This is a genomic window from Chelatococcus composti (genome assembly GCF_014201415.1).
Lineage (GTDB): Bacteria > Pseudomonadota > Alphaproteobacteria > Rhizobiales > Beijerinckiaceae > Chelatococcus_A > Chelatococcus_A composti.
Genome location: NZ_JACHEH010000006.1, coordinates 258,604 through 276,386 on the forward strand (window position 1 = coordinate 258,604; position 17,783 = coordinate 276,386).

At 68.6% G+C, this 17,783-nt stretch carries 17 protein-coding genes and 1 tRNA gene; 10 read left to right on the forward strand and 8 right to left on the reverse strand.

From position 1 onward, the window contains the following. The first annotated feature begins 203 nt into the window (after positions 1-203). A complete protein-coding gene (locus HNQ73_RS14475; protein ID WP_183335587.1) occupies positions 204-1,442 on the forward strand; it encodes an MFS transporter in 1,239 nt (412 codons plus the stop codon). Positions 1,443-1,457: 15 nt separating this feature from the next. Here the strand turns inward: HNQ73_RS14475 and HNQ73_RS14480 are convergent, their stop codons facing one another. The 7 genes from HNQ73_RS14480 to HNQ73_RS14510 form a co-directional block, all read right to left on the reverse strand. Further along, entirely contained in the window at positions 1,458-3,191 is a 1,734-nt protein-coding gene (locus HNQ73_RS14480) for an SLC13 family permease (RefSeq protein ID WP_183335588.1), read from the reverse strand. A 156-nt stretch (positions 3,192-3,347) separates the two neighbouring features. Further along, the gene (locus HNQ73_RS14485) at positions 3,348-4,472 is read right to left on the reverse strand and encodes a sulfate/molybdate ABC transporter ATP-binding protein (RefSeq protein ID WP_183335589.1); all 1,125 of its coding nucleotides are present in this window, start codon (positions 4,470-4,472) and stop codon (positions 3,348-3,350) included. Between the two features lie 11 nt (positions 4,473-4,483). Next, positions 4,484-5,365 (reverse strand): sulfate ABC transporter permease subunit CysW, encoded by an 882-nt coding sequence (gene cysW, locus HNQ73_RS14490; protein WP_183335620.1) that lies wholly within the window; start codon positions 5,363-5,365, stop codon positions 4,484-4,486. Between the two features lie 13 nt (positions 5,366-5,378). Beyond that, the gene (gene cysT, locus HNQ73_RS14495) at positions 5,379-6,239 is read right to left on the reverse strand and encodes a sulfate ABC transporter permease subunit CysT (RefSeq protein WP_183335590.1); all 861 of its coding nucleotides are present in this window, start codon (positions 6,237-6,239) and stop codon (positions 5,379-5,381) included. Between the two features lie 9 nt (positions 6,240-6,248). Beyond that, positions 6,249-7,283, reverse strand: coding sequence for a sulfate ABC transporter substrate-binding protein (locus HNQ73_RS14500; protein ID WP_183335591.1), 1,035 nt, complete (start codon positions 7,281-7,283; stop codon positions 6,249-6,251). Positions 7,284-7,369: 86 nt separating this feature from the next. Further along, positions 7,370-7,819 carry an RrF2 family transcriptional regulator gene (locus HNQ73_RS14505; RefSeq protein WP_183335592.1) on the reverse strand — a complete coding sequence of 150 codons (450 nt, stop codon included), beginning with the start codon at positions 7,817-7,819 and terminating at the stop codon, positions 7,370-7,372. Positions 7,820-8,178: 359 nt separating this feature from the next. Then, positions 8,179-8,253 (reverse strand) — tRNA-Gly (locus HNQ73_RS14510). Between the two features lie 253 nt (positions 8,254-8,506). Between HNQ73_RS14510 and HNQ73_RS14515 the strand changes: the two genes are divergently transcribed. The 4 genes from HNQ73_RS14515 to HNQ73_RS14530 all read left to right on the forward strand — a co-directional run bounded on the left by HNQ73_RS14515 (position 8,507) and on the right by HNQ73_RS14530 (position 11,010). Further along, on the forward strand, positions 8,507-9,064 hold the full coding sequence (locus HNQ73_RS14515; protein ID WP_183335593.1) for a prolyl-tRNA synthetase associated domain-containing protein: 558 nt from the start codon (positions 8,507-8,509) through the stop codon (positions 9,062-9,064). A gap of 52 nt (positions 9,065-9,116) precedes the next feature. Next, positions 9,117-10,016 (forward strand): thioredoxin, encoded by a 900-nt coding sequence (trxA, locus tag HNQ73_RS14520; protein WP_183335594.1) that lies wholly within the window; start codon positions 9,117-9,119, stop codon positions 10,014-10,016. Positions 10,017-10,047: 31 nt separating this feature from the next. Next, positions 10,048-10,719 carry an LON peptidase substrate-binding domain-containing protein gene (locus tag HNQ73_RS14525; protein WP_183335595.1) on the forward strand — a complete coding sequence of 224 codons (672 nt, stop codon included), beginning with the start codon at positions 10,048-10,050 and terminating at the stop codon, positions 10,717-10,719. 63 nt (positions 10,720-10,782) lie between these two features. Next, positions 10,783-11,010: a Trm112 family protein gene (locus HNQ73_RS14530; protein WP_183335596.1), complete on the forward strand. Its 228-nt coding sequence runs from the start codon at positions 10,783-10,785 to the stop codon at positions 11,008-11,010. A 7-nt stretch (positions 11,011-11,017) separates the two neighbouring features. Here HNQ73_RS14530 and HNQ73_RS14535 read toward each other — a convergent pair whose 3' ends face one another. Then, positions 11,018-12,316 (reverse strand): ubiquinone biosynthesis hydroxylase, encoded by a 1,299-nt coding sequence (locus HNQ73_RS14535; protein ID WP_183335597.1) that lies wholly within the window; start codon positions 12,314-12,316, stop codon positions 11,018-11,020. 121 nt (positions 12,317-12,437) lie between these two features. Here HNQ73_RS14535 and tesB point away from each other — a divergent pair, with 121 nt between their 5' ends. The 5 genes from tesB to HNQ73_RS14560 all read left to right on the forward strand — a co-directional run. Next, positions 12,438-13,307, forward strand: coding sequence for an acyl-CoA thioesterase II (gene tesB, locus HNQ73_RS14540; protein ID WP_183335598.1), 870 nt, complete (start codon positions 12,438-12,440; stop codon positions 13,305-13,307). A gap of 198 nt (positions 13,308-13,505) precedes the next feature. After that, positions 13,506-13,844, forward strand: a complete 339-nt coding sequence (locus HNQ73_RS14545; protein WP_183335599.1) for a P-II family nitrogen regulator — start codon at positions 13,506-13,508, stop codon at positions 13,842-13,844. Positions 13,845-13,878: 34 nt separating this feature from the next. Further along, positions 13,879-15,225 (forward strand): ammonium transporter, encoded by a 1,347-nt coding sequence (locus tag HNQ73_RS14550; RefSeq protein WP_183335600.1) that lies wholly within the window; start codon positions 13,879-13,881, stop codon positions 15,223-15,225. Positions 15,226-15,506: 281 nt separating this feature from the next. Then, a complete protein-coding gene (locus HNQ73_RS14555) occupies positions 15,507-16,196 on the forward strand; it encodes an OmpW/AlkL family protein (protein WP_183335601.1) in 690 nt (229 codons plus the stop codon). A gap of 295 nt (positions 16,197-16,491) precedes the next feature. Then, positions 16,492-17,783, forward strand: a 1,292-nt coding sequence (locus HNQ73_RS14560; RefSeq protein WP_183335602.1) for a DNA translocase FtsK 4TM domain-containing protein, incomplete at its 3' end; no start/stop codon positions are given.

Here is a 17,783-nt window from a genome sequence, read left to right on the forward strand (position 1 = left end):
CGCCCTTTGCCGCTGTCGTACCGAGACTGCCGCCATGCGGCGCCGTTGGCAAGCTCGGCCCGTTCGCGGCGCGCGGCGCTTGCCCTGCTGCCGGTGCCGTGCACGGCTGCGCCGGACGCGCTTGTCCCCCCGGCGGACCGCACCTAATCATGGGCCAACGACAAGGCCGGCGTCTGCCGGATGAGGCTTTCGAGGGAGGAGACATGACGCCCGACGAGCGGCGCTATGCGCCGGATTCCGCCTATGCCTGGCTGCGCCTCGCATTGTCGCTCGTCATCGGGACCGTCGCCTGTGTCGGCAGCTGGTCGGTGGTCGTCGTGCTCCCTGCGGTCCAGGCGGAGTTCGGCACGTTGCGGGCGGGCGCCTCCCTGCCCTACACCTGCGCCATGCTGGGCTTCGGCTTCGGCAACATCGCCCTGGGCCGCATCGCCGACCGCTACGGCATCGTGGCACCGATCTTTGGCGGCGGCATCCTGCTCGGGTCCGGCTACATCCTAGCAGGGCTCTCCGAAACGCTGTGGCAGTTCGCCCTTGTGCATGGCCTGCTGATCGGCATCGGCGGCGGGGCGGGCTTCTCGCCGCTCATCGCGGACCTGTCGCACTGGTTCCGCCGCCACCGCGGCCTCGCCGTCGTCTTCGGCGCCTCCGGCAGCTACCTCGCCGGCGTGATCTGGCCCCAGGTGATCAGCTGGGGCCTGCAGAGCCACGGCTGGCGCGCCACACACATCGGCATCGGCATCGTCGCCCTCGTCGTGATGCTGCCCCTCGCCCTCTTCTTCCGCAAGCGTCCCGCCGCCGAGACGCTGGTAGAGGCCGAGCTGTCCAGCGCCGGCGCGCGCAGCGACCTCGGCCTGACGCCGAACCAGCTGCAGGCGCTGCTCGTGGTCGCCGGTTTCTGCTGCTGCGTCGCCATGGCGATGCCGCAGGTCCACATCGTCGCCTATTGCGGCGATCTGGGCTATGGCGTGGCGCGTGGGGCGGAAATGTTGTCCCTGATGCTCTTCCTCGGCATCGTCAGCCGCATCGGCTCCGGCTTCGTCGCCGACCGGATCGGCGGCACGGCGACCCTCGCGCTCGGCTCGCTGATGCAGGGCGTGGCGCTCTTCCTCTATCTCTGGTTCGACGGGCTGAGTTCGCTCTACATCGTCAGCGGCATCTTCGGCCTGTTCCAGGGCGGTATCGTGCCGATGTACGCAGTCATCATCCGCGACTACCTGCCCCCTCGCGAGGCCGGCGTCCGCATCGGCATCGTCATGTCGGCGACCATCCTCGGCATGGCCTTTGGCGGCTACGTCTCGGGGCTGATCTTCGACCTCTTCGCCTCCTACCGCATGGCCTTCCTGAACGGGCTGCTGTGGAACCTGTTCAACCTCTCCATCGTCTGCTGGCTGATGGTGAAGGCACGGCCCAAGCTGCGGGCGGCGCCGGGCGCCGCCTCCTGAGGCCGGCGGCGGGCCTCACGTCCACCACGCCCACAGGGCGAGGATGGCGGCCACGGCGACGACGAGCGTAACAGGCCATCCTGCCCTCGGGAAATCGCTGAAGCGATAGCCGGCGATGCCCATGACGACAGTGTTGTTGTGGTGGCCGATCGGCGTGAGGAAATCGACGGAGGCGCCGACGGCCACAGCGAGCAGCAGCGGCTCGGGCGGCAGGCCGGAGGCTTGCGCCGCCCCGACGGCGACGGGGCCGAGCACGAGCGCCGTTGAGGCGTTGTTGACGAAGGGGGTGATGAGGAGCGCGATCGTCATCATGACGGCCGCGACGACGAGCGTGTCGTGGGACGGCAGGACGGACAGCAGGCCGTCCGCAAGAAAGGCCGCCGCGCCGGTCGTTTCCACGGCGCTGCCCAGAGGGATCATCGTCGCGAGCATGAGCAGGATGGGCCAGTCCAGTTCGGCGAGCCCCTGCCGCAGGTTGAGGCGGCCGAGAGCCGCGAGGACGAGCACGACCAGGGCGAAGGCGAGCTCCGGCGGCGCGAGACCGAGAGCCGCCAGCGCGATGCCGCAGGCGAAGGCGGCGACCGGCGTCCAGCGCACGTCGCCCGCCTTGTCCCGCGGATCCGGCCACAGCGGCAGGATCTCGGCCTCGTCAATCGCCTCGTCGATGGCCGCCCGGTCGCCCTCAAGATAGAGCACGTCGCCGATCGACAGGCGCAGGTCGGCGAGGGAGCCCTCGATGCGCGGCGTCCGGGCGGCGACCGCCACGACCGTGATGCCGCGGCAGGAGAGCAGCTCCAGCGTGCCGACGCGCGAGCCCACCAGCGTGCTCTCCGGCATGATCACCGCCTCCACCCGCTGCCGCGCCCCGGACGGGGAAGCGCCGCCGGGCAGCGCCAGCGCCCCCGCGGCCAGAAGCGCCTCAAGATGCAGCAGGCCGGTCTCGACGAGCAGCGTATCGCCGCTCGCGATGGTCGTGCCGGGCCGCTGGTGCAGAAGGTGGGCACCGGCGCGCCGCACGGCATGGATCGCAAGTCCCGCCTCCCCGACCGGCCGGCCGACGAGCGGCGAACCGGCCGGCACCACGACCTCGCTGATCACGGTGCGGAACGCCTGCGGCGGCAGGCGGCCGCGGCCCGCGGTGTCGCGGCCGAGCACCCGGCGCGGCCAAACGACGACCGCGAGAATGCCGGCCACAGCGGCGGGCAGCCCCACCCAGGCGAAATCGAAGAAGGCGAAGCCGCGTCCCGTCGCCGCCGCGAGCTGGCCGCTGACGATCAGGTTGGCCGGCGTGCCGATGACGGAGCAGAGGCCGCCGAGCAGCGCCGCGAAGCTGACGGGCATCAGCATGCGCCGGCTGTCGAGCCCGCTCACCCGGCAGACGCTGGTCACAACCGGGATCATCAGCGCCAGCGCGCCGATGTTGTTCATGAAGACCGAGATGCCCGCCGTCGCTATGCACAGGAGGGCGAGCACCGCCGTCTCGGTGCCGGCCACCTCGCTGACGCGACGGGCGAACGGATCGAGGATGCCGCTGCGCCCCAGCACCTGCACGATCAGCAGGATTTCGACGACAGTGACGAAGGCAGGGCTGGAGAAGCCCGCAAAGGCCTGCGCCGGTCCCACGAGGCCGAGCGCCACCGCAAGGCCGAGGCCCCCGAGCGCCACCAGCTCCATGCGGATGCGGTCGATGGCGAAGAGGGCGAGCATGCCGACGAGAAGAGCGAGGATCGCGGCCTGCTCGAAACCCATCGTCGCATTGGCCCCCGGTGCCTGTTTTCGCCATGCCAGGTGCGATGGCCGGAGGCTGAGAGATAGCATGCCAGGCGCCGCAAGCGTAGCCGCGGCCGCCCTCGGGGCAGGTCACCGCCCGCGCCCCCCGGGCGCGGGAGCACGGTCGACGGGCAGCTACAGGGACGCAGCGAGCATCAGCTCGGCTTCGTCGGCCTTGCCGGCACTGCCGTCGTCCGTTGCCGACAAGGCAGCCGTGCCGCCGCTTGCGGGAAAGAGCTTCCAGCGCCGCGGGCGGAACGAGATGCGGCTGTTCGCGGCCTCCGGGTGATCGACCGGAAGCTCGATCTCCACGCGCTCGCGCGCGCCGCCCACCTCGAGCTCCACGCGGCGCGTGCCGGCAACGCGCCGGCTCGCCGTGACGGTGCCCGCGATGCACCCGCCGCCGCCGTCGAGCAGCTCGACGTCGTGCGGGCGGAAGTAGAGGCTGGCCGGCCCGTCCGGCACGTCCCGCACCTCGATCCCGATGAAGCGGTCCTGCAGCCAGAGCTTGCCATTCTCGACCCGCACGGGCAGCACGCTCGAGTCGCCGATGAAGCCGAAGACGAAGGGCGAGTTCGGGCGGTCGTAGACGTCATCGGCCGAGCCGACCTGCTCGATGCGCCCCCGGCTCATCACCACGACGCGGTCGGCGAGTTCGAGCGCCTCCTCCTGGTCGTGCGTGACGAAGACCGTCGTGTGGCCGGTGCGGTCGTGAATCTCGCGCAGCCAGCGGCGCAGCTCGCGGCGAACCTGCGCGTCGAGCGCGCCGAAGGGCTCGTCAAGCAGGAGCACGCGCGGCTCGATGGCCAGCGCCCGCGCCAGCGCCACGCGCTGGCGCTGGCCGCCGGAGAGTTGGCTCGGATAGCGGTCTTCCAGCCCGGAGAGCTGGACGAGATCGAGAAGCTCCGAGGCGCGGCGGCGGATCTCGCGTTTTGACGGGCGGTTCGCCGCCGGGCGCACCTTGAGGCCGAAGCCGATGTTCTCAGCCACCGTCATGTGGCGGAAGAGCGCGTAGTGCTGGAACACGAAGCCGACATTGCGCTCCTGCACGGTGCGGTGCGAGGCATCCTCGTCTCCGAAGAAGATGGCGCCGGCGGTGGGGCGCTCGAGGCCGGCGATCAGGCGCAGCAGCGTCGTCTTGCCCGAGCCGGACGGCCCGAGCAGCGCGATCAGCTCGCCCGAGCGGATGTCGAGCGAGACGTCGTGCAGTGCCGGATAGCCGTCGAACTCCTTGGAAACGGATCTGATCGAGACGTCCATGGCGGGCGCTCCTAGTGCTTGGCCGTCGCGGCGATCTCGTCGCCATAACGGTATTCGAGGAAAGACTTGAAGACGAGCGTCACCAAGGCAAGGCTCGCAAGCAGCGTGGAGACGGCGAAGGCGGCGACGAAATTGTACTCGTTGTAGAGGATCTCGACATGCAGCGGCATGGTGTTGGTCAGGCCGCGGATGTGGCCCGAGACTACCGAGACGGCGCCGAATTCGCCCATGGCGCGCGCGTTGCAGAGCAGGACGCCGTAGAGCAGGCCCCATTTGATGTTGGGCAGCGTCACGTAGCGGAACGTCTGCCAGCCCGACGCGCCGAGCGACAGGGCGGCCTCCTCGTCGCCGGTGCCCTGGTCCTGCATCAGCGGGATGAGCTCGCGGGCGACGAAGGGGAAGGTGACGAAGACGGTCGCCAGCACGATGCCCGGCACCGCGAACAGGATCTCGATTCCGTGCGCCTTCAGCCACGTTCCGAGCACGGACCCGGTGCCGAACAGCAGCACGTAGACGAGGCCGGATATCACGGGAGAGACCGAGAACGGCAGGTCTATCAGCGTCGTGAGGAAGGCCTTGCCCTTGAACTCGAACTTGGCGATCGCCCAGGCGGCGGCGACGCCGAAGACGAGGTTGAGCGGCACGGCAATGGCCGCCACCGTCAGCGTGAGCCGGATGGCTGCCAGCGTGTCAGGCTCGCCGAGCGCCGCGAGGAACTCGCCCGCCCCCTTGCGGAAGGCCTCGATGAAGACCGCGATCAGCGGCAGGACGAGGAACAGGGCCAGGAATCCGAGGGCAATCGTAATCAGGATGGCCTTGGCGAGCGGCCCTTCCGTCGTCGGGCGGCGGAAGCTGTGCGCAGCGGCGGGACGGGCCGCAGCCGGCCGTGGCATGCCCGTCAGCGTGTCAACCGACATAGCCAAACCTCCTGCGGCTCCAGGCCTGGATGAGGTTGATCGCGAACAGCATCGCGAAGGAAATAACCAGCATGATGGCCGCGATCGCTGTCGCGCCCGCGTAGTTGAACTCCTCGAGCCGGATAACGATGAGCAGCGGTGCGATCTCGGACACGTAGGGGATGTTGCCCGCGATGAAGATCACCGAGCCGTACTCGCCGACGGCCCGCGCGAAGGCGAGCGCAAAGCCCGTCAGCACGGCCGGCGCAATGCCGGGCAGGATAACGCGGCAAATCGTCTGGAAACGGCTGGCGCCCAGGGTCGCCGCCGCTTCCTCGACCTCGCGGTCCATGTCCTCCAGGAGCGGCTGCACGGTGCGCACCACGAAGGGCAGCCCAATGAAGATGAGCGCGATGACGATGCCGAGCGGCGTGAAGGCGACCTTGATGCCGAGCGGGGCGAGGAGCTGCCCGACCCAGCCGTTGGGGGCGTAGATCGAGGCGAGCGATATGCCCGCGACCGCTGTGGGAAGCGCGAAGGGCAGGTCCACCGCGGCGTCGACGATGCGCCGCCCCGGGAAACGGTAACGAACAAGCACCCACGCCACGAGCGTGCCGAACACCACGTTGACCATGGCGGCAATCAGCGACGCGCCGAAGGAGATCCTGAGTGCCCTGACCGTCCGCTCGTCGGTGGCGATGGCCCAGAACTCGGCCCAGCCGAGCTCCATCGAGCGCCAGGCAACGCCGGACAGCGGAATGAGGATGATGAGCGTAAGATAGGCGACCGTGAAGCCGAGCGTCAGCCCGAAGCCGGGGATGACGCTCGGCTTCCTGAAATGCCATCCCTGCGCCGCGACGAGGGTGGTCATCGTCCCTCCTCAGTTCGACGAACCGGGGCGGTAGATCTGGTCGAAGATGCCGCCGTCACCGAAGTGCAGAGGCTGCACCTTCGCCCAGCCGCCGAACAGCGGATCGTCGATCGTGACCAATTTAATCTCCGGCAGCGCCGTGAGTTCCTCCGCCGGCACGAGCTCGCGCTTGGAAGGACGATAGAAGTGCCTGGCGGCGATGCGCTGGCCCTCCGGCGAATAGAGGTATTCGAGATAGGCCTGCGCCACGTCGCGCGTGCCCTTGGCGTCGACATTGCCGTCCACCAGCGCCACCGAAGGCTCGGCAAGGATCGAGGTGGGCGGAACGACGATATCGAACTTGTCGTCGCCGAACTCGGCGCCGGCCAGATGCGCCTCGTTCTCCCAGGCGAGCAGAACGTCGCCGATCTGGCGCTGGGCGAAGGTGGTCAACGATCCGCGCGCCCCCGTGTCGAGCACCGGCACGCGCTTGAAGAGCTCGGCCATGTAATTCCTGATCTTGGCCTCGTCCCCGCCGAACGTCTCGTGCGCCCAGGCCCACGCCGCCAGGTAGTTCCAGCGCGCGCCGCCCGAGGTCTTGGGGTTCGGCGTGATCACCTGCACATCGTCCTTCACGAGGTCGCCCCAGTCCTTGATGCCCTTGGGGTTGCCCTTGCGGACGAGGAAGACGATGGTCGACGTGTAGGGAGCGTTGTTGTTCTCCAGCTTGCCGCGCCAGTCGGCGGGGATCTTGCCCGTGTTCTTGGCGATGGCGTCGATATCCGCCTCGAGCGCCAGGGTGACGACGTCGGCATCGAGGCCGTCGATCACGGCACGCGCCTGCTTGCCGGAGCCGCCGTGCGAGGCGCGGACCGTGATCGTCTCGCCGGTCTTCTCCTTCCAGTACTTCGTGAAGGCCTGGTTGAAATCGCGATAGAGCTCGCGCGTCGGGTCATAGGACACATTGAGAATGGTCCTGTCGGCAAAGGCGGTGCCGGACGCGCCCAACTGGACCGCAGCCGCGACTGCGGCGACAAGCAGCACTGACCGTCGATTGAGCGACATGGCTACCCTCCGTTGTTAGTAGATAAACTCTATCGACATAGTCGTGATAAGCTGCACACCTTCCTCTTGCAAGCAGGAATTGGAAACTAGGCGATCAGCATGCGCGCCTCGTCCTGCGCGGCATCACCGATGCAATCGGCGATCGTGGTGCCGTCGAGAACCTCCCGCGTCGCGGTCGCGACACGGGCGAAAACCTGGCGGATTTCGCAACTCGCCTCGTCGCTGCAGTCCTCGCAGCGGCGATAGGCCACATGGCTCAGGCACGGCAGCGGGGCGACCGGGCCGTCGATGATGCGCAGCACCTCACCAAAGGTGATGGCGTCGGGGCTCTTGAGGAGCATGTAGCCCCCCGCCTTGCCCCGCCGGCTCGACACGATGCCGTGATGCTTCAGGTCGAGCAGGATTTGTTCCAGAAACTTCTTGGGTATGCGCTGCTGTTCGGCGATCTCGGAAATGAGCCGGGCGTCGTCGCGCCCGTGCGTCCGCGCCAATGCGACCAGGGCCCGAAGCGCATATTTGGCCTTTTGTGAAATCATGGTCTCGTTCGTGTCTTGAGCGCTTCCGGGGAAGGGCGATTGACCCGAGGGCCACCGAACCGGCTGGCCGACACCTCCCGAGCAGCTGCCCCGGCCACACCGTTTCGGCGGGCTGCTCGGTCCAAGAGTGTACGCGACGATCTCGACCTGATGGGTCGTATAATGGCGTGCCGGGCTGGCCGAGTCCAGACGGGCGGCTGTCCGGGGCGCCGGCCCGTATCCTCGGGCCCGGGCGGAACGACCCGATCCGCTCCTGCGGGTAGCTGCGAAAACGCTGGTGGCGCAACGCTTCCGCAGACCCGGAAACGACAAAGCCGCCTTGCGGCGGCCGGGCGTAAGACGTCGATTTGAGAGAGAACTGGAGCGGGCGAAGGGATTCGAACCCTCGACCCCAACCTTGGCAAGGTTGTGCTCTACCCCTGAGCTACACCCGCATCCATGTCCGGCGGCGATCAGCGCCGTTGCGGTGGGGTAAATGCCGCAAACCGGACGACATTGCAAGGGGCAAATTGGGCATGACCGACAAAATGCCGCCTCCGGCCGTCCTGCCTGTGGATGACTCGGCCGCGTAGGGGGCGCTCGGGCACGGGGGCCCATCCGCCCCCCGCGAGCGACCGGCCGTGCGGGCCGGCGGCCGGCGCCCGCGGACGCCTTGCCGCACGCCGGACCGCCCGGTACAACCGGGGCATGTCTGTGACGCCCGACGATCTCTTCGCCTTTCTCGCCCGCCTCGGCATCACGCCGGCAACGGCCACGCACCCGCCGCTCTACACTGTCGCCGAGTCGCAGGCGCTGCGCGGCCTCATTCCCGGCGGGCACACCAAGAACCTCTTCCTCAAGGACCGCAAGGGACGGCTCTTCCTCCTCGTGGCGCTGGAGGATGCGGCGATCGACCTGAAGGCACTGCCGCCCCTGGTGGGCGCGAGCGGCAAGTTCTCCTTCGCCAGCGCCGATCTTCTCAGGCAGCACCTCGGGGTGGAGCCGGGGTCCGTCACCCCCTTCGGCGCCATCAACGACCGAGACGGCGCCGTCACCATCGTGCTCGACGCCGCCCTGATGGAGCACGAGCGGCTGAACTTCCATCCCCTCGTCAACACGATGACAAGCACCATCGCGCGCGAGGAGCTTCTCGCCTTCCTGCGCGCCACGGGACACGAGCCCCTCATCGTCGCCGCCTCACGCCCGCAAGCTGCGCGCGAGGCGCGCTCCGACGATTGCCAGACGCACGTTGGCACACCATCTTGAACATGCCGCGGGCAGAAGGCCCGATCCGCATTCGTCACAAACAGAGGTTTGAATGGTGAACGAACAACCCGCCGTGGCTGATGCCGGCATCATCAAGGATACGACGACGGCCGCCTTCCGGCAGGACGTTATCGCCGAATCCATGCGCCAGCCGGTGCTGGTGGACTTCTGGGCCCCGTGGTGCGGCCCTTGCAAGCAGCTCGCCCCCATCCTCGAGAAGGTGGTTCAGGCGGCCAAGGGCAAGGTCAAGCTCGTCAAGCTCAACATCGACGAGCATCCGCAGATCCCCGGCCAGCTCGGCATCCAGTCCATTCCCGCGGTCATTGCCTTCCAGCGCGGCCAGCCGGTGGACGGCTTCATGGGCGCCCTGCCCGAGAGCCAGGTGAAGGGGTTCGTCGAGCGCCTTGTCGGTCCGGTCGGCCCCGCAGCGAAGGACACACTGCTGGAGGAGGCGGCCGCGAAGCTCGAGGCAGGCGACGCAACCGGCGCGGCCGAGCTCTATGCCGCGGTGCTGACGCAGGAGCCTGCCAACACCACGGCCATCGGCGCCCTCGCCAAGCTGCACGTCACTCTCGGTGACATCGAGGGGGCGAAGCGCTTCCTCGCCATGGCGCCGGCCGACAAGGCCAACGACCCGGCCATCGCCGCCGGCCGGGCCGCCATCGAGCTTGCCGAACAGGCCGCCTCCCTCGGCGACATCGCGGAGCTCGAGGCGCGTGTCGCGGCCAACCCGAAGGACCATCAGGCGCGTTTCGACCTTGCCCTGGCGCTCAATGCGCGCGGCCGGCGCGAGGCGGCGCTCGACCATCTGCTCGAGATCGTGCGTCGGGACCGCAGCTGGAACGACGACGGCGCCCGGCGCCAGCTCGTCCAGTTCTTCGACGCCTGGGGCCCGACGGACGAGATGACGATTGCGGGGCGCAAGCGGCTGTCCTCGCTCCTGTTCGCCTGACGGGACCTGCAACCCGGCGGGAGACGACGGCATGGTGATGAACCCGACCTATCGCAGCCCGGCGGATATGCCGTCCACCATCCCGCTCTTTCCCCTGTCGGGCGTGCTGCTGCTGCCGCGCGGGCAACTGCCGCTCAACATCTTCGAGCCGCGCTACCTCGCCATGGTCGACGACGCGCTCGCCGGCCGCCGCATCATCGGCATGATCCAGCCCCACGCCGAGGAGAAGGTGCAGACGAGCACGCCACGCCTCTATGCCGTGGGCTGCGCGGGGCGCATTACGCAGTTCGCCGAGACCGGGGATGGGCGCTATCTCATCACACTGAGCGGCATCGCGCGGTTCCGCGTGCGCGAGGAGCTCACGGTCATGACGCCCTATCGCCAGGCGCGCGTGGACTACGAGCCCTTCGCGGTCGACTTTACGCCCCGGGCGGGAGAGGAAGAGGTGGACCGCAACGCCCTCATCACGGCGCTGCGGAATTTTGCCGCGGCCAACGACCTGAAGATCGACTGGAAGAGCATCGAGGAGGCGCCGAACGAGGCGCTCGTCAACGCCCTGTCGATGATGAGCCCCTTCGGCCCCAAGGAGAAGCAGGCGCTGCTCGAGGCCCCTGACCTCAAGGCCAGGGCGCAGACCCTCGTCGCCATCACCGAGATTGAGCTCGCGCGCATCGCCGGCGGCTCCGAAACGACGTTGCAATGAGCCGCGTCCCGTGCGATTCGCACGGCCAGGAAGTGTCGAGACGAGACGAGGCGAGACGAGACGATGAGCGAAGGCCGCAACGAGGGGCAGAAGCCGCAGCCGGGCGCGACCCGCACGTCGGGCGGCGTCGACCCGAAGCTGCTCGAGATCCTCGTCTGCCCGCTGACCAAGGCGACACTGGAATATGACGCGGAACGGCAGGAGCTGATCAGCCGCCAGGCCAAGCTCGCCTACCCGATCCGCGACGGCATCCCGATCATGCTGCCGGAAGAGGCGCGGCCGCTGGAGTAGACAGGGCCTAGAGCGCCTCTCCCCGCATCAGCCGGGGCACGGCGCCTACGAGGCCCGCCGCCTCGCGGATGAAGAAGCGCTTGACGGCCGGCATCCGCTCGACGAGGCCGAAGCCGAGGTCGCGCACCAGGCGCCCGGGCAGGAAGTCGTTGGAGAACAGGCGGTTGAGGCCGTCGGTGGCGATGCCCATGGTCACCGTGTCGAAGCGCCGGGCGCGCTCGTAGGCGAGAAGCGCCTCCTCATCCGCCACGTCGCGGCCGAGCCGGCAGGCGTCGATAATCTTCTCCGCCAGGACGGCAACGTCGCGCAGGCCGATGTTGATGCCCTGCCCGGCGATGGGGTGGACGAGATGGGCCGCATCGCCGACGAGGGCGAAGCGCTCGGCCACGAAGCGCCGGGCGATGCCGATGGACAGCGGGAAGCCCCGGGCGGGGGACAGAAGCGTGATCTCGCCGAGTTCGAGACCGAATCGGCGCTCCAGCTCCTCGTGCAGGTCCTCCGCCGGCAGTTGCAGCAGATAGTCGGCGTCGGCCGTGCGCTCCGTCCAGACGATGGAGGAGCGGTGCCGCCCCTCCCGCGTGGCGAGCGGCAGGATGGCGAAGGGACCCGAGGGCAGGAAATGCTCGATGGCGCGCCCCCCGTGCGGGCGCTCGTGGCCGATGGTCGCGACGATGCCGACCTGGCCGTAGCTGCGGCCGATCCAGCCGATGTCGGCCATGTCGCGCAGGCGAGAGCGCGCGCCGTCTGCCGCCACCAGAAGGCCGGCCTCGATCTCCTCGCCCGAGGCGGTGGTGACCGAGACACGATCCGGTCCGGCGGAGAAGCCCATCACGGCTTCGGCGACGAGCGTGACGCCCGCCTGCCGGCAGGCGGCGGCGAGCGCGTTGATGAGGTCGTCGTTCTCGACCATGTGCGCGAAGGGCTCGCCTGGCGTCACCTCGCCGGAAAAGTTCAGGATCGAGGGGCGCACCGGGTCGGCGAGGCGGCTGTCGGTGATGACCATGTCGAGGATCGGCTCGGCGCGGTCCGCCACGGCGCTCCAGACGCCGAGGGCCTCGAACATGCGCCGCACGCCCGCGGCGATGGCCGAGGCGCGCGATGCATCACCGCCGGGCGCCGGCTGCGCGAGCGCCGGGTCGAAGACCGTCACATCGAGCCCGCCGGCACTGCCCTTGGCCAGCGACAGGGCGAGCGTGAGACCGGCAAGCCCGCCACCCCCGATGACGACGCGGCGCGCAGGCGGGAGCCCGCGCCCCCCCTGAAGCCCTTCGCCGTGCTTGCGTCCCGTCCCTGTCGCTGCCGCCATGCCCTCTCTCCGACGATCTTGACGAACAGGCCCGGCAAGGGCCTCATGCGTCCGGGCCGACGTTTCGCACGGGCCCCTTTCCATCTTCGCAGGTTCTCGCACACCTGCTCCGGGACGGATCATGAAACTCGCCATTTCCGACCTGCTCGAAATACTCGATCTCGAGGTGCTGGAACACAATCTGTTTCGTGGTCGCAGCCCGCAGGTGGGTTGGCAGCGCGTCTTCGGCGGTCAGGTCATTGGCCAGGCCCTCGTGGCGGCCACGCGCACGGTCGAGCCGCAGCGCAGCGTGCACTCGCTGCACGCCTATTTCCTGCTGCCCGGAGACCCGAAGGTGCCGATCATCTACGAGGTGGACCGCATCCGCGACGGTCGCAGCTTCACGACGCGCCGGGTGGTCGCCATCCAGCACGGGCAGGCCATCTTCTCCATGTCCGCCTCCTTCCACGTGCACGAGCCCGGTCTCATGCACCAGGTGCCCATGCCGAACGTACCGGCGCCGGAGGAGCTGCCGAGCGACGAGGACATCAAGGCGCGCGCGCTGCCGCTGATGCCCGACCCGGTGCGGGCTTACTTCGAGCGCGAGCGGCCCATCGAGCTCCGGCCCGTGGAGTTCCGTCGCTACATGTCGCGCGAGCCGATGGAGCCGCGCTTCAACGTGTGGATCCGCGCCACGGGACGCCTGCCGGATGACCCGGCCATCCACCAGTGCGTGCTCGCCTATGCGTCGGACATGACGCTGCTCGACACCAGCCTCGTCGCGCACGGGCGCACGGTTTTCGAGCGCACCATCCAGGCCGCGAGCCTCGACCATGCCCTGTGGTTCCACCGCCCCTTCCGCGCGGACGACTGGCTGCTCTACTCGCAGGACAGCCCCTCGGCCGGCGACGCCCGCGGTTTCTCCCGCGGGCTCATCTTCTCGCGGCACGGCGAGCTCGTCGCCTCGGTCGCCCAGGAAGGGCTGATCCGCCCGCGCGACGATCTCGCCTGACGCGCCCTTGACTGCCTATTTTTTGGGCAGTACGTCGCCGCGGCCAGCCTGCCTAAAGTGCAGGCAGGTCGATTCAGGCCTTTCAGGAAGTGGCGTTGCCGCGAATCCGCGGGTTGGCACGCCGCTTGTTTCGTCCCTCCCGGTACTTCACCGGGCCCGGCGCCGCCGGGCCTGCTCGGGGTCAAGGGGAAACGGGACATGAAAATCGTGATGGCGATCATAAAGCCGTTCAAGCTGGAGGAGGTCCGCGACGCGCTGACCGCCATCGGCGTGCACGGCCTCACCGTGACGGAAGTCAAGGGTTATGGCCGGCAGAAGGGCCATACCGAGATCTACCGCGGCGCCGAATATGCGGTGAGCTTCCTGCCCAAGCTCAAGATCGAGGTGGCCGTGCCGGCCGACCTCGCCGACAAGGTGGTCGACACCATCGCCGACACAGCACGCACCGGCCAGATCGGCGACGGCAAGATCTTCGTCTACCAGATCGAGAAAGCCGTGCGCATCAGGACCGGCGAGACCGACGCCGACGCCCTTTGATCCGCCTTCCAATTCTTCCGACAGGAGTTGATAGATGACGCTCTCGCGCAGATTGCAGGCGGGACTCGGCGCCCTTGCGCTCGCTCTCGCCATGGCGGAGCCCGCGCTCGCCCAGGCTCAGGCGGAGGCTGCCGCCGCGCCCGTCCCGAACAAGGGCGATACCAGCTGGATGATGCTCTCGACCATCCTCGTGCTCACCATGACGATCCCGGGGCTGGCGCTGTTCTACGGCGGCCTTGTGCGCACCAAGAACATGCTGTCGGTGCTCACGCAGGTGTTCTCCATCGTCTGCATGGTGAGCCTCGTCTGGGTGATCTACGGCTACAGCCTCGCCTTCACCGACGGCGGCGCCCTGACGAGCTTCGTCGGCGGCTTCTCCAAGATGTTCCTGTCCGGCGTCAATGCTGACTCGACGGCCGACACCTTTACGGCAGGCGTCGTCATTCCCGAGTTCGTGTTCATCTGCTTCCAGATGACCTTCGCCTGCATCACGCCCGCCCTCATCGTCGGCTCCTTCGCCGAGCGCATGAAGTATCCGGCGCTGATGCTCTTCATCCTGCTGTGGGTGACGTTCGTCTACTTCCCCATGGCGCACATGGTGTGGTTCAGCGACGGCTACCTCTTCTCGCTCGGAGCACTCGACTTCGCCGGCGGCACGGTGGTGCACATCAATGCGGGCATCGCCGGCCTTGTGGGCTGCCTCGTGCTCGGCAAGCGCATCGGCTACGGCAAGGAGCCCATGCCGCCGCACTCGCTCACCATGACGATGATCGGCGGCTCGCTGCTGTGGGTCGGCTGGTTCGGCTTCAACGCCGGCTCCAACCTCGAGGCGACCGGCGGCGCTGCCCTCGCCATGGTCAACACCTTCCTCGCCACCGCTGCCGCGGCCCTGGCCTGGCAGTTCGTGGAGTGGGCGGCCAAGGGCAAGCCCTCGCTGCTTGGCACCGTCTCCGGTGCGGTCGCCGGTCTTGTGGCCGTCACGCCGGCCGCCGGCCTCATCGGCCCGATGGGCTCCATCGTCCTCGGCATCGTGGCCGGCGTGATCTGCTTCTACGCCTCGACCACAATCAAGAACGCCCTCGGCTATGACGACTCGCTCGACGTCTTCGGCATCCACGGCGTCGGCGGCATCATCGGCTCGATCGGCACGGGCATCCTCGTCAGCCCGGCGCTGGGCGGCGTCGGCGTGGACGACTACAGCATGGGCGGCCAGGTCTGGGTCCAGACGGTGGCAGTGATCGTCGCCATCGCCTGGAGCGGCATCGGCTCGTTCATCCTCTACAAGATCGTGGATGCCATCGTCGGCCTGCGCGCCACGCCCGAGCAGGAGCGCGAGGGCCTCGACGTCGCCGACCACGGCGAGCGCGCCTACAACTACTGATCCTCCACGAGAACCGAACCTCGGCCCTGGCCTTGCGCCGGGGCCTTTTTGTTTGCCTGGCAAACCTGCAGCAGGTCGGGACCCGACGGCACGCGGGGCCACCGCGTCGGGACAGGGACAACGCACTGCCATCCGCCGTGGTTGTCCACACCGTCGGCCGCCCGCACGGGGCGGAAAGCGCCTCGCGCGCCGCGAACCGTCGAGATTGACCTGCATCAAAGATCGGCGTCGCCCTCGTTGACAGGTTCGATTCGTTGCAACCCACCTTCAGGGCAGCTCTGATGAGACTTCTCACCCGCAAGCTTCTGGCCGCCTCGGCCCTGTCGCTGTTAGCATCGCCTGTTTTCGCCGCCGATCTCGTGGATCGGGCTCCTTCTGTCGCGCCTGCACCCGCGCTGGCGGCGGCTCCGTCGCCGTGGCAGCTGCGCGTCCGCGGCGTCGGCGTGATCGCCGAGGACAGGGGCAACGTCACCGGCATTCCGGGGTCAGACCTGAGCTACTCGCGCTCGGTCACACCGGAGCTCGACATCTCCTACTACTTCACCGACAACATCGCGGTGGAACTCATCCTCGCGACCACCTACGCGAACATCAACGGCAAGGGTACGATCGCCGGCCTCGGCAAGATCGGCCGGACCTGGATCCTGCCGCCGACGCTGACGCTGCAGTATCACTTCACGAACTTCGGCGCCTTCAAGCCCTATGTCGGCGTGGGTGTGAACTACACCATGTTCTATGACCAGAAGGCCGTCGGCGTCAGCCACCTCGACGTCAAGGACACCTTCGGCGCTGCCCTGCAGGTCGGCTTCGACTACATGATCAACGAGCACTGGGGCGTGAACTTCGACGTGAAGAAGCTCTTTCTCGAGCCGAAGTTCAACGCCACGCTCGCCGACGGCGTCACACGCGTCCGCGGCAAGGCCAAGCTCAACCCATGGCTGATCGGCGCCGGTGTCACCTACCGGTTCTGACCGATGAAACGTTGCCTGCAGCGCCCGACGCGCTGCAGGCGCCCGGCCGCGCATGCCGCTTTCCTGTCGCAGGAGTGCAGGAAGAACGGCATGCGCCCCCTGCGCCGGCGATCGCGCCCCCGCAAGCGCGCGCGGGCGCGGCAACCGCCTGCCCGTTAACCCATTCAACAAGATCGCGTTTTCGTTCGCCGGAAAGTTAACGGCGGCTTAACTGGCCAGCCGCTAGGGTAACGCAATCGGCCGTGCCGGCCTCGCCGGGGCGGCAGGAAACGTTCACCCCATCCCGGTTGCCGCCATGCGAACGAGCCGACACTCCCTTTCGCAAGCCGACGAACTGTCGGATGCCCTGCGCCGCTTTTTCGCCCGGCGTGCGGCGGAGCTGGGAGGGCTCGGGCTTTTGGTGCTGGCCTTCGCCTTCGGTCTCGCCCTCGCCACCTGGTCGGTCGAGGATCCGAGCCTCACCCACGCCACCAACGGCCCCGTGCGGAACCTTCTCGGCCCGCTCGGCGCCGTCATCGCCGATCTCGGCATGCAGATCCTCGGGATGGGCTCCATCGTGCTCGCCGTGCCGGTGGCGATCTGGGGCCTGCAGCTCATGGGCCGGCGGCGTCTCGAGCGGCTGCCGCTGCGCATCGGCCTGTGGCTCGCCGGCACCGCTGCAGCCGCTGCTGTCGCCAGCGCCATGCCGGCCACCGCCGCCTGGCCCCTGCCGAGCGGTCTCGGCGGCGTCATCGGCGACGGCCTGCTCTTCGGCCTGCGCGGTATCCTGGGTCTCACGAGCGGCCCCGGCGCCGCCATCATCACCCTCGTCTATGCCGGCGTCGCCATCCTCGCGCTCACCGCGGCCTGCGGCTTCGGCTTCCCCGAGACGGCAGACGAGGATGAGGAGGAGGATCTTCCCCCGCGCCGCTCCTCACGACGGGCGCCGGCAGACGACTTCGACGACGAAAGCGCCGATGAGCCTGGCTGGGGCATCATCTCGATCGGCGCCGTCGTGCATGGTTTCATGACGCTGAAATCAGCCATCGCCCGCCGTCTCGCCGCGCGACGCTCCCCCGCGCCGGCGCGCGCGGACCTGCCGGCCGCGCCGGTCCCCTCCATTCCGCACACTGCGCCCCGGCGCGAGCCGCGCTTCGACCACGATCCCATCCCGGCCGGCGAGCCCTGCGACGAGGGCGACGATGTCGACGCAGCGCCCTATTCCCGCGCGGAGGAGGAGGCCTTCGCGCCGCGCCCGGCGGGACAGGCCGGATCGCGCATCGTGCCGCCGCGGGCGGCGCCGAAGCCCGGCAAGCGCCTGGCACGGGAGGCGCAGCCCTCCTTCCTCGACGAGGCCGAGGGCTATCAGCTGCCGCCTCTTTCCCTCCTCGCCGAGCCGAAGAAGACCAGCGGCGCCGTGATCTCGCCCGAGGCGCTGGAGCAGAACGCGGCGCTTCTGGAGAGCACGCTGGAGGACTTCGGCGTCAAGGGCGAGATCGTCAACGTGCATCCTGGCCCGGTGGTGACGCTCTATGAGTTCGAGCCGGCGCCGGGCACCAAGTCCTCGCGCGTCATCTCCCTTGCCGACGACATCGCCCGCTCCATGAG